This window comes from Tsukamurella sp. TY48 (assembly GCF_019656655.1).
GTDB lineage: Bacteria > Actinomycetota > Actinomycetes > Mycobacteriales > Mycobacteriaceae > Tsukamurella > Tsukamurella strandjordii.
This window is the reverse complement of record NZ_BPMV01000001.1, coordinates 161,567-174,971: the sequence shown is the minus strand read 5'-3', so window position 1 is coordinate 174,971 and position 13,405 is coordinate 161,567. Positions and strand designations below refer to the sequence as shown.

General features: G+C 69.4%; 12 protein-coding genes. 9 read left to right on the top strand and 3 right to left on the bottom strand.

The genetic code is table 11. The features are described from left to right. The 3 genes from TTY48_RS00870 to TTY48_RS00860 form a co-directional block, all read right to left on the bottom strand. Positions 1-579, bottom strand: a complete 579-nt coding sequence (locus tag TTY48_RS00870; RefSeq protein WP_220655713.1) for a DUF6928 family protein — start codon at positions 577-579, stop codon at positions 1-3. 66 nt (positions 580-645) lie between these two features. Next, a complete protein-coding gene (gene ggt, locus TTY48_RS00865; protein WP_220658396.1) occupies positions 646-2,622 on the bottom strand; it encodes a gamma-glutamyltransferase in 1,977 nt (658 codons plus the stop codon). 69 nt (positions 2,623-2,691) lie between these two features. Next, positions 2,692-3,162 (bottom strand): M15 family metallopeptidase, encoded by a 471-nt coding sequence (locus tag TTY48_RS00860; RefSeq protein WP_220655712.1) that lies wholly within the window; start codon positions 3,160-3,162, stop codon positions 2,692-2,694. 197 nt (positions 3,163-3,359) lie between these two features. On the opposite strand from TTY48_RS00860, the gene rapZ reads away from it, so the two are divergent. The 9 genes from rapZ (at position 3,360) to ppc (ending at position 13,402) form a co-directional block, all read left to right on the top strand. Continuing rightward, positions 3,360-4,217, top strand: a complete 858-nt coding sequence (rapZ, locus tag TTY48_RS00855) for an RNase adapter RapZ (protein ID WP_220658395.1) — start codon at positions 3,360-3,362, stop codon at positions 4,215-4,217. Next, positions 4,214-5,176 carry a uridine diphosphate-N-acetylglucosamine-binding protein YvcK gene (gene yvcK, locus TTY48_RS00850; protein WP_220655711.1) on the top strand — a complete coding sequence of 321 codons (963 nt, stop codon included), beginning with the start codon at positions 4,214-4,216 and terminating at the stop codon, positions 5,174-5,176. Before rapZ ends, yvcK begins: the two co-directional genes overlap by 4 nt. A 58-nt stretch (positions 5,177-5,234) precedes the next feature. Then, positions 5,235-6,221 carry a DNA-binding protein WhiA gene (gene whiA, locus TTY48_RS00845; protein ID WP_220655710.1) on the top strand — a complete coding sequence of 329 codons (987 nt, stop codon included), beginning with the start codon at positions 5,235-5,237 and terminating at the stop codon, positions 6,219-6,221. A 43-nt stretch (positions 6,222-6,264) separates the two neighbouring features. Next, positions 6,265-6,906, top strand: coding sequence for a hypothetical protein (locus TTY48_RS00840; protein ID WP_220655709.1), 642 nt, complete (start codon positions 6,265-6,267; stop codon positions 6,904-6,906). Positions 6,907-7,151: 245 nt separating this feature from the next. Next, complete coding sequence (gene gap, locus TTY48_RS00835; RefSeq protein WP_220655708.1) at positions 7,152-8,168, top strand: type I glyceraldehyde-3-phosphate dehydrogenase; 1,017 nt, start codon at positions 7,152-7,154, stop codon at positions 8,166-8,168. A 12-nt stretch (positions 8,169-8,180) separates the two neighbouring features. Next, on the top strand, positions 8,181-9,419 hold the full coding sequence (pgk, locus tag TTY48_RS00830) for a phosphoglycerate kinase (RefSeq protein WP_220655707.1): 1,239 nt from the start codon (positions 8,181-8,183) through the stop codon (positions 9,417-9,419). Continuing rightward, positions 9,416-10,198, top strand: coding sequence for a triose-phosphate isomerase (tpiA, locus tag TTY48_RS00825; protein WP_220655706.1), 783 nt, complete (start codon positions 9,416-9,418; stop codon positions 10,196-10,198). Before pgk ends, tpiA begins: the two co-directional genes overlap by 4 nt. 70 nt (positions 10,199-10,268) lie before the next feature. Continuing rightward, positions 10,269-10,505 (top strand): preprotein translocase subunit SecG, encoded by a 237-nt coding sequence (gene secG, locus TTY48_RS00820; protein ID WP_220658394.1) that lies wholly within the window; start codon positions 10,269-10,271, stop codon positions 10,503-10,505. A gap of 131 nt (positions 10,506-10,636) precedes the next feature. Beyond that, positions 10,637-13,402, top strand: coding sequence for a phosphoenolpyruvate carboxylase (ppc, locus tag TTY48_RS00815; protein ID WP_220655705.1), 2,766 nt, complete (start codon positions 10,637-10,639; stop codon positions 13,400-13,402). Positions 13,403-13,405 lie beyond the last annotated feature (3 nt).

The window sequence follows — 13,405 nt, the reverse complement described above, 5'->3', positions numbered from 1 at the left end:
TCAGCGGTACACCAGCAGCGGCACGGTCGCGGGATCGATCGCGTCAGGGGTGCGCGGTCCCTCGTAGCAGTAGCCCAGGCGATCGAGGATCGCGAGCTCGGTGACCCACTCGAAGGTGTCGTCCTCGACCACGTGCTGTTCGAAGGGCAGCCGCGCACCGTCGTCGACGATCACCTCCTGTTCGGCCCCACCGAAGGACCGGATCACCTCCCGATTGCGCCAGAACGTGAACACCCCCATGTCCACGACCGAGTGCAGGATGAAGACATCCACATCGCCGCGCTCGAGCAGGGGCGCGCCCCATGCCGGCACCGCCGAGGAGACCCAGTCGGCGGCGTCTTCATAGGCGACGATCGTCACGTCGCCGTAGACGCCGACGGCGACCTCGTCGAACCGCGGGTACACATCGTTGGCCAGATCACCCGAACGGTGCGCCCGGCGGGAACGACCCCAGGAACGCTTGCCCAGGATCTTCGTGGCCAAGGCGTCCGAGGCCGCGATGTCCAGCTGCGGTAGTGCCTTGAGCTGGGCCGCGGGATCGGATGTCGACGCGACGAGGAAGCTGCACTTCATACCCATGCCCCGAAGGTAGGAGTCGATGCTTATGAGTCACTTGGTGTCGGCCAGGCACCGACGCGGAGAGCGCTAGCCCCCGCCGAGCACGATGCCCTCGCGCCGCGGGTCCACCCCGCCCGCATACACACCGTCCTGTTTGACGATGGCCGACAGTCCGGAGACCTGCGGCACCATGTTGAGCTGATGTCCGAGCCCGCGCAGCTCGTCCGCGACCTTCGCGCCCGCCGGACCGGATACGGCCGGGTGCTCGGTGCCCAGATTCGTCTTCGGCGAGTTCGCGGCACCGAAATTGGCCATGGACACCGCCTGCTGCGGGTTCAGCTTCCAGTCGGTGATGCCGATGATCGACTTGATCACGTACTGGATGATCACCGCTCCGCCGGGGGAGCCGAGCGCGCCCATCACCTCGCCGCGGCCGCCGTCGGCGCCGCGGGCGAAGAGCAGCGTGGGCGACATCGAGCTGCGCGGCCGCTTGTTCGCCTCCACTCGGTTCGCCACCGGAGCGCCCGCGGAATCGACGGGCTCCGTGGAGAAGTCGGTGAGCTGGTTGTTGAGCAGGAAGCCGTTGGTCATGTGGTACGAGCCGAAGGCGGACTCGATGGTGGTGGTCATCGATGCCACGTTGCCGTACTTGTCGAGCACCGTGATGTGGCTGGTGCCGTGCTCCGGTGTGGTGGTCACTCCCGGGGTCGCGGTGGGCAGATCGCCGGCCTTCGCCGTCCCCATCGACTTGTTCGGGTCGATGAGCTTCGCGCGGCCCTGCAGGTACGCGGGATCGACCATCGCGGCGGGTGATCCGCCGGGCAACGGGATGAACGCGGGATCGGCGATGTACTTGTCGCGGTCGGCGTACGCGAGGCGCTCGGCCTCCGAGATCAGGTGGATCGCCTTCGCCGTCGGCAGGCCCCCGTCGGGTCCGGGATCGGAGCCCTGCTGCGCCGCCGGGCCCAGCCCCGCCAGGTCGAAGGAGTTGAGGATGCCGAGCGCCTGCGCCACGGTGATGCCGCCCGACGACGGTGCGGGCATACCGCACAGCTCGCGGTCCCGGTACGGCGTGCACACGGGCTCGCGGACCTGAACCTTGTAGTTCGCGAGGTCCTCCAGGGTCATCGTGCCGGCGGTGCGACCGTTCGTCGTGTCGTTGACGGACTCGACGATCGATTCGGCGATCGCGCCGGTGTAGAAGGCCTTGGCGCCCTCGGAGGCGATGGCGCCCAGGGTCTTCGCGTACGCGGGATTGACGAGCTTGGTGCCGGCCTTCTTCGGCGCACCGTCGGGTTCGAGGAGGTACCCCTTGAGATCGGCGTCGTTGGCGAAGTTCTTCGCCTCGTCGGCGATCGCGCCGGCCAGGCGGTCGCTGATGTCGAATCCGTCGTCGGCGATCCGCACCGCCGGATCGAACAGCTCCCGCCACGACTTCTGGCCGTGCTCACCCTGGACCGCCTCGAGCAGTCGCAGGGCGCCGGGAACACCGATCGCGCGGCCCGACGAGCGTGCGTCGGGCTTGGGTGCGGTCGGATCCTCGGGGGACACCCATCGCAGGTAGTTCTCGGTGGCGCTGGCCGGTGCGGTCTCGCGACCGTCGTAGGCCTGCACCTTCTTCGACTTGGCGTCGTAGTACAGCAGGAAGGCACCGCCCGCGATGCCGGAGGACTGCGGCTCCACCAGGCCGAGCACCGTCTGCGCGGTGACGAGGGCATCCGCCGCGGTGCCGCCCGCCGCGAGAACATCGCAGGCGGCGCGGGTGGCGATCGGATTCGCCGTCGCCACGGAGTAATCCTTGGTGTACGTCACCGGGAGGCCGGAGCGGTACCCCGATGCGCCCTCCGGCGTGGTGCTGATGTCCTTCGGGCCGGTGGGCGAGGCCGTGGCCGATGGGGTGAACATCGTGCCCTGGGCTCCGGTGGCGGCGCAGCCCTCGGCAGCCACGGCGACCGACGACGAGGCGGATCCGCCCGAGCCGGACGAGCCGCAGCCGGCGATCACCAGTGGCACCGCGAAGACGGCCGCCGCAGCGGACTTCAGACGGGGACGCGGACCGGTCATGGATGCCTCCAGGCGCTCGACGATGCTGGTCAACGTAGCACCGCCGTAAGTCCCGCGAAGGGTTTCCGATCAGCGCAGCGAGGCGTCCGGCACCGTGGGCGGGCACGGGGCGCCCGGAGACGTGGCGACCTCGAAGTGCCACCACTCGTTGTCGAAGGTGCGGCACAGACCCCAGCGATACCCGTTGGCCTGCAACCAGGCTGCGCCCGCGACGGGGCCCACGTCGATCGCTCGGCCGGTCACGTGCGTCGACTCATCGGGCGGCAGGACCCAGCGTCGCGCCGCCGCGGGCGATCCGTACCGCGCGAGGCCGTCGCGCCAGAGCCACTCCTGTTGGGCCCACGTCCGCTTCCCGGAGGTGATGGACAGTGTGACGCCCTCGGCGGACGCCTGCGCGGCGGCGGCGGTGTAGGCGTCCGCGAGGTCCGGCGCGAGGCCGCTGGTCCCGGGGAGCGTCTCCGCGGTGACCACGGGCGCCGGTGCCAGCGCCGCCACGATCCCCAGAGTGAGGGAGGCGACGACGCGACGAGGGGTGGGCACCCGACGACTCTAACCGCCGCTCGTCGACGGTGCCGGGCCCCGGACCTCGGACACCTCCCGTCCGCGCGCCGCGATCGCTAGTCTTGGATCCGACAGCTTCCGCCGCGCGACGAGAGGGATCGACCGTGCGCCCAACCGGGCACCAGGACACCGACGCCGGAGAGCGGACGGTGGGGGAACACCGCAGCGACGGACCGATGGACGTGCTGCTCGTGACCGGCCTGTCCGGCGCAGGGCGCGGTACCGCCGCGAAGGTGCTCGAGGACCTCGGGTGGTACGTCGCCGACAACCTGCCGCCCGCGTTGATCGGGAAGATGGTCGACATCTCGCTCGCCGACGAATCCCGCATCCACCGGCTCTGCATCGTGACCGATGTGCGCAGTCGCACCTTCACGGGCGACTTCGCCGATCTGCGGCGTGAACTCGCGGAGAAGGAGATCGAGCCGCGCGTGCTGTTCCTGGACGCATCGGATCAGACGCTGATCCGGCGCTTCGAGCAGGTGCGCCGCAAGCATCCGTTGCAGGGCAGTGGAACCCTCGCCGAGGGGATCGCCGCGGAACGGCACATCCTGCAGCCGATCCGGTCGACCGCGGATCTGGTCGTCGACACCTCGAACCTGTCGGTGGCGCGGCTGCGGGAGAACATCGAGAGCGCCTTCCGCACGCTGCGTTCGGGCACCATCACTGTGACCGTCGAATCGTTCGGCTTCAAGAACGGCATCCTGCTCGACGCCGACATGGTGATGGACGTGCGATTCCTGCCCAATCCCTTCTGGATTCCCGAACTGCGCCCGCTGAACGGGCTCACCGATGATGTCTCCGGTTACGTTCTGGGGCAGCCGGGCGCTTCGGACTTTCTCGACACCTACATCGACCTGATCCAGCCCGTTCTCGACGGTTACCGCCGCGAGGGGAAGACCTACCTCACGATCGGTGTCGGCTGCACCGGCGGCAAGCATCGCAGCGTGGCGATGACCGAGGAGCTGGTGCGTCGGCTCGCGGGTAGTCCGGGCATCGAAGTGCGTGCCGCACACCGGGATCTGGGGCTCGAATGAGTGGTTTGAAGGTCGCCGCGCTCGGCGGCGGGCACGGACTGTTCGCCACGTTGCGGGCCATGCGGGCGCTGGATGCCGATATCACCGCCATCGTCACCGTGGCCGACGACGGCGGATCGTCGGGACGGCTGCGGACCGAGCTCGGCATCATCCCGCCGGGCGATCTGCGGATGGCGCTCGCCGCCCTCATGCCCGACGACGAGCGCGGCGAGTTCTGGGCCGGAATCCTGCAGCACCGCTTCGGTGGCGGCGGTGCGATGGCCGGTCACCCCGTGGGGAACCTCCTGCTCGCCGGGCTGTGCGAGGTGCTCGGGGATCCGGTCGATGCGCTCGACGCTCTCGCCGATCGATTCGGCATCGAGGGACGCGTGCTGCCGATGGTGCCGGGACCCCTGCGGATCGAGGCGGATGTCACAGGGCTGGAAGAAGATCCGCGGCTCTCGCGCGTGATCCGAGGGCAGGTCGCCGTTGCGGTCACACCCGGCCAGGTGCGCCGGGTACGGCTGCTGCCCGCGCACCCGGAGGCGTGCGTCGAGGCGGTCGAGGCGATCCTCGGCGCCGATGTGGTGACCCTCGGCCCAGGATCGTGGTTCAGCTCGGTGATTCCGCACGTGCTGGTTCCCGAGCAGCTGGACGCGCTGAAGCGGACCTCGGCCAGGCGGGTGTTGATCCTGAACCTGGCGCCCGAGCCGGGGGAGACGGTCGGCTATTCGCCCGAGCGGCATCTGCACGTGCTCGCCGCGCATGCCGAGGGACTGCGATTCGACGACGTGATCGTGGACGCCGAGACCGTGCCCCCGGGCCCGGAGCGCGAGCATCTCGTGCGGGCCACCGCGCACCTCGGGGCACGGCCCCATTTCGTCACCGTCGGCGTTCCCGGTACGCATCAGCACGACCCCACGGCTCTGGCAGCCGCGATCGGTGATGTGGCCTACAGTGAATCCCCAGGCACTCAATAGTTAAACTTTTGAGTCTTTGTCCGCTCACCCGATCACGTCCCCTAGGAGGAGTCCCGCTGTGGCGTTGACATCCCAGGTCAAGGATGAGCTGAGCAGGCTCTCCATCACGCAGGTGAGCTGCCGCCGCGCCGAAGTGGCCTCCCTGCTGCGCTTCGCCGGCGGCCTGCACATCCAGGGTGGCAGGGTGATCGTCGAGGCCGAGGTGGACATGGGCATCATCGCCCGGCGCCTGCGCAAGGAGATCCTCGATCTCTACGGCTACAACTCCGATGTGCACGTGCTCAGCGCGGGCGGGCTCCGCAAGGCGGCCCGGTACATCGTGCGCGTGGTCAAGGACGGCGAGGCCCTCGCCCGGCAGACGGGCCTGCTCGATATGCGCGGCCGGCCGGTCGTCGGACTGCCCTCGCAGATCGTCGGCGGATCGGTCGGCGATTCGGAGGCGGCGTGGCGCGGAGCCTTCCTCGCCCACGGCTCGCTCACCGAGCCCGGACGGTCGAGTGCGCTCGAGGTCTCGTGCCCCGGCCCCGAGGTCGCGCTCGCGCTCGTCGGCTGCGCTCGGCGGCTCGGTGTGACGGCGAAGGCTCGGGAGGTGCGCGGGGCCGACCGGGTCGTGGTCCGCGACGGCGAAGCCATCGGTGCCCTCCTCACTCGGATGGGTGCCAACGACACCCGCCTGGTGTGGGAGGAGCGGCGCATGCGCCGTGAGGTCCGGGCGACGGCGAACCGTCTGGCGAACTTCGACGATGCCAACCTCCGACGGTCCGCCCGTGCCGCGGTGGCGGCCGCCGCCCGCGTCGAGCGCGCCCTGGAGATCCTCGGCCCCGACGTTCCCGATCATCTCGCCCAGGCGGGTTCGCTGCGCGTGCAGCACCGTCAGGCCTCGCTCGAGGAACTCGGTCAGCTGGCCGATCCGCCGATGACGAAGGATGCAGTGGCCGGCCGCATCCGCCGCCTGCTGTCGATGGCGGACAAGCGTGCCGCGGCCGACGGTGTCCCGGACACCGAGTCCGCCGTCACCGCCGACATGCTCGACGACGGCGAGTAAGTTCAACGCATTTGATATCCACTGATGTGGATATAGTCGACGTGTGAGCGAACCCGAGACCGGCAGCGCCAGCCGTCGCGGCTGCCTCGGGGCCGTCGTCGCAGTAGTGGCGGCACTTCTGTTGTGCGTACTCGTCGTGTTCAGTCCCGACCTGTACGGCAGGTTCCGCGCTGGCGACTCGGCGGCCGACCGGTGGTTGGCAGTGGCGACGGGGGCGTTCGCCGCGATTCAGCTGCTCATCCTGGCGACGGCCTACGGCTACGCCGTCATGGCATCGGTGCGGCGCCTGTACTGGTGCGCCCACCGCCGCAAGGCCGTCAAACGGTGGCGGCGAATAGCCCGGGCGGCGGGAATCGGTCCCGTCCGGCGATGGGCGGCGCTCCGGGCGGGGACCAACGCCCCGACGAAGCAATCGATCAAGCGTCTGTGGAAAGCGCGAACCCCGGCGTGGTTGGGGCGCGGCCTCTTTCTCCTCGGTTTTGCCGGCGCGATCGGCGCTTGGGTGGACATGGGCGCCGACCTCGCGGATCCGCCGATCGGTATGTTCTCCTTCGTGATCCTGGCGCTGGTCGTCCTCAGTGACGACCGGGCGCCCAGCGTCTTCGAATCGCCCACCCTCGGCAAGCATGCGCTGCGCCCCGACGACGATCCGGACTCCGCGACTCGTCACGCCCGCGCCGACTGATCGGCTCCCCGCCGGGAGCACGTGTCCCCCTGATTTGTCGGTGTCCCCTTGTCGGTTGTCGATGGGAGGCCACGCCGACGAGGGGAGGCCGGCTCCCCGCCGGGAGCGGGCGGTGGAGTTCGCCGGAAATGTCCGAAGCCAGGCGAAGAAAGTGTGACGAGCGCGAACCCCCAGCTCCCTGCCGGTGCGTACGGGCCACGCGATAGGGTGTGGTGACAGGCACATCCAGTCGAAGGAGCAGTTAAGTGACGGTTCGCGTTGGCATTAATGGTTTCGGTCGGATCGGCCGTAACTTCTTCCGCGCGGTGGCGGCCCAGAAGGCGCTGGGCACCACTGATATCGAGATCGTGGCGGTCAACGACCTGACCGACAATGCCACTCTGGCCCACCTGCTGAAGTTCGACTCGATCCTCGGTCGCCTGGACGCGGACGTCTCCGCCACCGGCGACGAGATCCGCATCGGCGACCAGGTGATCAAGGCTCTCGAGGTCCGCGAGGGCCCGGCCGCCCTGCCGTGGGGCGACCTCGGCGTGGACATCGTGGTCGAGTCCACCGGCATCTTCACCGCCCGCGACAAGGCTCAGGGCCACCTGGACGCCGGCGCGAAGAAGGTCATCATCTCCGCTCCCGCCTCGGGCGAGGACATCACCATCGTGATGGGCGTCAACGACGACCAGTACGACGGCAGCCAGAACATCATCTCCAACGCCTCGTGCACCACGAACTGCCTCGGCCCGCTGGCCAAGGTGCTCAACGATGAGTTCGGCATCGTCAAGGGCCTGATGACCACGATCCACGCCTACACCCAGGATCAGAACCTGCAGGACGCGCCGCACAAGGACCTGCGTCGCGCCCGCGCCGCCGCGATCAACATCGTTCCCACCTCGACCGGCGCCGCGAAGGCCATCGGCCTGGTACTGCCCGAGCTCAAGGGCAAGCTCGACGGTTACGCGCTGCGCGTGCCGATCCCCACGGGTTCGGTCACCGACCTCACCGCGCAGCTCGCCAAGTCGGCCAGCGTCGAGGACATCAACGGCGCCCTCAAGGCCGCCTCCGAGGGCAAGCTCAAGGGCATCCTCAAGTACTACGACGCGCCGATCGTCTCCTCGGACATCGTCACCGACCCGCACAGCTCGATCTTCGACGCCGGCCTCACCAAGGTCATCGACGATCAGGCCAAGGTCGTGTCCTGGTACGACAACGAGTGGGGCTACAGCAACCGCCTCGTCGACCTCGCCGGCCTCGTCGGCAAGTCGCTCTAAGCGGTCCGCGGCGTGAGTTCCGTCTCCACGCTCTCCGACCTCCTCGCCGAGGGCGTCGAGGGACGCACGGTTCTGGTCCGTAGTGATTTGAACGTGCCCCTCGACGGTGACCGCATCACCGACGCCGGCCGCATCGTCGCGTCCGTGCCGACCATCAAGGCCCTCGCCGAGGCGGGCGCCAAGGTGATCGTCACCGCGCACCTGGGCCGTCCCAAGGGCGAACCCGACCCGGCGTTCTCCCTCGCCCCCGTGGCGAAGGAGCTGGGCGAGCGGCTCGGCCGCAACGTTCAGCTCGCGGGCGACGTGGTGGGCCAGGACGCGCTCGCGCGCGCCGAGGGCCTCACCGACGGTGATGTGCTGCTGCTCGAGAACGTGCGTTTCGACGCGCGCGAGACCAGCAAGGACGATGCCGAGCGGGAGGCGCTCGCGCGTGATCTCGCCGAGCTCGTCGACGTCTCCTCGCACGCCGGCCCGGGCGCCTTCGTCTCCGACGGTTTCGGTGTGGTGCACCGTAAGCAGGCATCGGTCTACGACGTCGCCAAGCTGCTCCCGGCCTACGCCGGCCAGCTCGTGGACGCCGAGGTCCGGGTGCTCGCGCAGCTCACCGAGAACCCGTCGCGTCCCTACGCGGTGGTGCTCGGCGGCTCGAAGGTCTCCGACAAGCTGGGCGTGATCCGCGCGCTCGCGCCGAAGGTCGACACCCTGGTGATCGGCGGCGGTATGGCGTTCACCTTCCTTGCGGCGCAGGGATATTCGGTGGGTACCTCGCTGCTGCAGGAGGACCAGATCGACACCTGTAAGCAGCTGCTGCAGGAATTCGGCGATGTGCTGCACCTGCCGATCGACGTGGTGGTGGCCGACAAGTTCGCCGCCGATGCCGCCTCCAAGACGGTCGACTCCGACGCGATCGAGGACGGCTGGATGGGCCTGGACATCGGTCCCGAGTCGGCCCAGCGCTTCGGCGCCGTGCTGACCGAGGCCAAGACGGTGTTCTGGAACGGCCCCATGGGCGTCTTCGAGTTCCCGGCGTTCGCCGCGGGCACCAAGGCCGTCGCCGAGGCCGTCATCAAGGCCACCAGCAACGGTGCCTTCACCGTGGTGGGCGGCGGCGACTCGGCCGCGGCCGTGCGCACGCTCGGCCTCGACGAGGACGGCTTCAGCCACATCTCCACCGGTGGCGGCGCCTCGCTGGAGTACCTCGAGGGCAAGGAGCTCCCGGGCCTGCAGGTGCTGCAGAGGAGTGACGCATGAGCCGCAAGCCGCTGATCGCCGGCAACTGGAAGATGAACCTCAACCACCTCGAGGCGATCGCGGTGGTACAGAAGCTCGCCTTCGCGCTGCCGGAGAAGTACTTCGCCAAGGTCGACGTGACGGTGATCCCGCCGTTCACCGACCTCCGCTCGGTGCAGACCGCGGTGGACGGCGACGGCCTGCTCATCACGTACGGCGCGCAGGATCTGTCGCCGCACGACTCCGGCGCGTACACCGGCGACATCTCCGGTGCCTTCCTGGCGAAGCTGGGCTGCACCTACGTCGTCGTCGGGCACAGCGAGCGGCGCACCATCCACGGCGAGACCAACGAGATCGTGCTCGAGAAGACAAAGGCCGCGCTGCGTCACGGCCTGACCCCGATCGTGTGCATCGGCGAGGGTCTCGACGTGCGCGAGCGCGGCGAGCAGGTGGCCTACAACGTCGAGCAGCTCAAGGGCTCGCTCGCCGGCCTGACCACCGACGAGCTGTCGAAGATCGTGATCGCCTACGAGCCGGTGTGGGCCATCGGGACCGGCAAGGTCGCGACCCCCGCCGACGCGCAGGAGGTGTGTGCCGCGGTGCGCGCCACTGTCGCCGAGATCGGCTCCGCCGAGGTGGCCGCGGGCATCCGCGTCCTGTACGGCGGCTCCGTGAGCAGCAAGAACGTCGGCGAGCTCGTCGCTCAGCCCGATGTGGACGGCGGCCTCGTGGGCGGCGCGTCGCTCAAGCCCGACGAGTTCGCGGCCCTGAGCGCGATCGCCGCCGGCGGACCGCTCTGACCGACCGGGCCGAATCGCCGGTGCGCCGGCGACCCGTCCCCACTATGTAGACTGGATCCTCGTGGAAACTTTGCAGCTGGTGCTGAAGATCGCCATCATCGTGCTGAGCGTGCTGCTGGTGGTGCTCGTTCTGCTCCACCGCGGCAAGGGCGGCGGCCTCTCGTCGCTGTTCGGCGGCGGCGTCCAGTCGTCCCTGTCGGGCTCGTCGGTGGTGGAGAAGAACCTCGACCGCGTGACGATCTTCGTGGGCATCGTGTGGACCGTGTGCATCATCGGCGTCACCCTGAGCATCAAGCTCAGTTCCTGACGTCCGCGACCTCGAAGGCGCCGTGAACCCGACCGGGTTCACGGCGCCTTCGCTTTGTGCGGGGTCACCCACCGGTGGGTGATGCGGACCACAGTGGGCACGCCCGGAGCCCGTCCTTCATACTTGTTGTCATGACCAGTGAGCCCGCACGCGCCGCAACAGAACCCCTCCGCGACGACATCCGGCTGCTGGGCGGGATCCTGGGCGACACCATCCGCGAGCAGGCCGGTGATCGCATCTTCGATCTCGTCGAGAACGCCCGGCAGGAGTCCTTCCGAGTACGCCGCTCCGAGATCGACCGCGAGCAGCTGGCCGCGATGTTCACCGATCTGCCGACCGCGGAAGCGGTTCCCGTGATCCGCGCCTTCTCGCACTTCGCTCTGCTCGCCAACCTCGCCGAGGATTTGCACCGCGAGCGGCGGCGCGCGATCCACGTGCGCGCCGGGGAGCCCCCGCAGGCCTCCTCGCTCGCGCACACCTACTCCCTCCTGGAGGAGGCCGGGCTCGACGGTGCCGCGGTGCAGGCAGCACTCCGGCACGCGCTGGTGGTGCCGGTGATCACCGCGCACCCCACCGAGACCCGGCGGCGCACCGTCTTCGACACCCAGCACCGCATCACCGAGCTCATGCGCTACCGCGACCGCACGCAGCTCGATCCCCGCGAGGAGGAGCAGGTGCAGGTGAATCTGCGCCGCCAGATCCTCACCCTGTGGGACACGGCGCTGGTGCGCCTGGAGCGGCTGCGCATCCAGGACGAAGTGGTCAACGGCCTGCGCTACTTCGACTCCGCCTTCCTCGAGGTGATGCCCCAGATCAACCACGAGATCCGCACCCGGCTTCGCGAGCTGTACCCGGACACCGACCTGCTGTCCGAGCCGATCCTGCGGCCCGGATCGTGGATCGGTGGCGACCGCGACGGCAACCCGTTCGTCACCGGCGAGGTGGTCACCATGGCCTCGCGCCGCGCCGCCGCCACCGCGATCGAGCACTACCTGCGCCAGCTCCTGGAACTGGAGAAGGAGCTCGCGCTCAGCCTGCGGCTGACCACCGTCTCCGACGACCTGCTCGCCCTCGCCGCCTGGGACGAATCACCCAAGCAAGCCGACGAGCCCTACCGGCGCGCACTGCGCTGGATCCGGGGACGCCTGTCCGCGACCGCCGCAGCTCTGCTCGACGAGCCCCTCGACGCCCGGATCGACATCGACGCGCCGCGCTACGGCGCACCGTCGGAACTACTGGCCGACCTCGGTGCCGTGGACGCCTCACTGCGCACCGCCGGCGACGGCCTGATCGCCGGTGCCCGCCTCCAGGACCTGCGGGAGGCGGTGAACACCTTCGGGTTCCACCTGTCCGGGCTCGACATGCGGCAGAACTCCGATGTGCACGAGGAGACCATCGCCGAGCTCTTCGCCTGGGCCGGTGTGCATCCCGACTACGCCTCGCTGGACGAGGCGGAGCGCGTGCGCCTGCTCACCGACGAACTGCGGCTGCGCCGGCCGCTGGTGGGGCCGGGCGCCGAGTTCAGTGAGCAGACCGCGAAGGAACTCGGCGTGCTGCGCGCCGCCGCCGACGCGGTCGCTAACCTCGGGCCCGGAGCCGTCCCGAACTACATCATCTCCATGTGCACCTCGGTGTCCGATCTCCTGGAGGCGGCGGTGCTGCTCAAGGAGGCGGGCCTGCTGCGCCCGGGCGACGGGTCCGCTGCCGATGCCACCGCGACCTGCTCGGTGAACATCGTGCCGCTGTTCGAGACCATCGAAGACCTGCAGCAGGGCGCGGCCACGATGCGCGCCGCGTTCGAGGTGCCCGTGTACCGCTCCCTGGTGGACGGCAAGGGCGGCCTGCAGGAGATCATGCTGGGCTACAGCGATTCCAACAAGGACGGCGGCTACCTCGCCGCGAACTGGGCCCTGTACCGCGCCGAGCTGGATCTGGTGGCGATGGCCCGCGACGCGGGCGTCACGCTGCGTCTGTTCCACGGCCGCGGCGGCACGGTGGGCCGCGGCGGCGGCCCCAGCTACGACGCGATCCTCGCGCAGCCGCCGGGCGCCGTTCGCGGCACGCTGCGGCTCACCGAGCAGGGCGAGATCATCGCCGCGAAGTACGCCGAGCCCGCGCTCGCGACCCGCAACCTGGAATCGCTGCTCGCCGCCACGCTCGAATCGACGCTGCTCGACGTGGAGGGCCTCGGGGACGACGCCGAGGAGGCCTACGCCGTACTCGACGAACTCGCCGCCCTGGCGCGCGAGGCCTACGGCGATCTGGTGCACCGCACCGACGGCTTCGTGGAGTACTTCACCACGTCGACGCCGGTGGAGGAGATCGGCTCGCTCAACATCGGCTCGCGGCCCAGCTCGCGCAAGCAGACCTCGAAGATCTCGGACCTGCGGGCGATCCCGTGGGTGATGGCGTGGTCGCTCTCCCGCGTGATGCTGCCCGGGTTCTACGGCACCGGTACCGCGATCGAGAAGTGGATCGACGGCGATCCGGCCCGACTGGAGCGCCTGCGCGAGCTGTACCGGCGCTGGCCCTTCTTCCAGACCGTGCTCTCGAACATGGCGCAGGTGATGGCCAAGTCCGATCTCGGCCTGGCCGCGCGGTACGCGGAGCTGGTGCCCGACGAGGCCCTGCGCGAGCGGGTCTTCGGCAAGATCGCCGACGAGCACCGCCGCACCATCGAGATGTACTACGCGATCACCGAGACCGACGATCTGCTGGCCGACAACCCGGCGCTCAAGCGCTCGGTGTTCAACCGCTTCCCGTACCTCGAACCCCTCAACCACCTGCAGGTGGAGCTGCTGCGGCGGTACCGTGCGGGAGACACCGATCCGCAGGTGCAGCGGGGAATCCTGCTCACCATGAACGGCCTCGCGACCGCCCTGCGCAACTCGGGTTAGGCG

Bases quoted from the DNA above. Each gene is read 5' to 3' on its own strand.
- ppc (WP_220655705.1), top strand. From the start codon at position 10,637: ATGACCAGTGAGCCCGCACGCGCCGCAACAGAACCCCTCCGCGACGAC.
- tpiA (WP_220655706.1), top strand. From the start codon at position 9,416: ATGAGCCGCAAGCCGCTGATCGCCGGCAACTGGAAGATGAACCTCAAC.
- rapZ (WP_220658395.1), top strand. From the start codon at position 3,360: ATGGACGTGCTGCTCGTGACCGGCCTGTCCGGCGCAGGGCGCGGTACC.
- TTY48_RS00870 (WP_220655713.1), bottom strand. From the start codon at position 579: ATGGGTATGAAGTGCAGCTTCCTCGTCGCGTCGACATCCGATCCCGCG.
- ggt (WP_220658396.1), bottom strand. From the start codon at position 2,622: ATGACCGGTCCGCGTCCCCGTCTGAAGTCCGCTGCGGCGGCCGTCTTC.
- yvcK (WP_220655711.1), top strand. From the start codon at position 4,214: ATGAGTGGTTTGAAGGTCGCCGCGCTCGGCGGCGGGCACGGACTGTTC.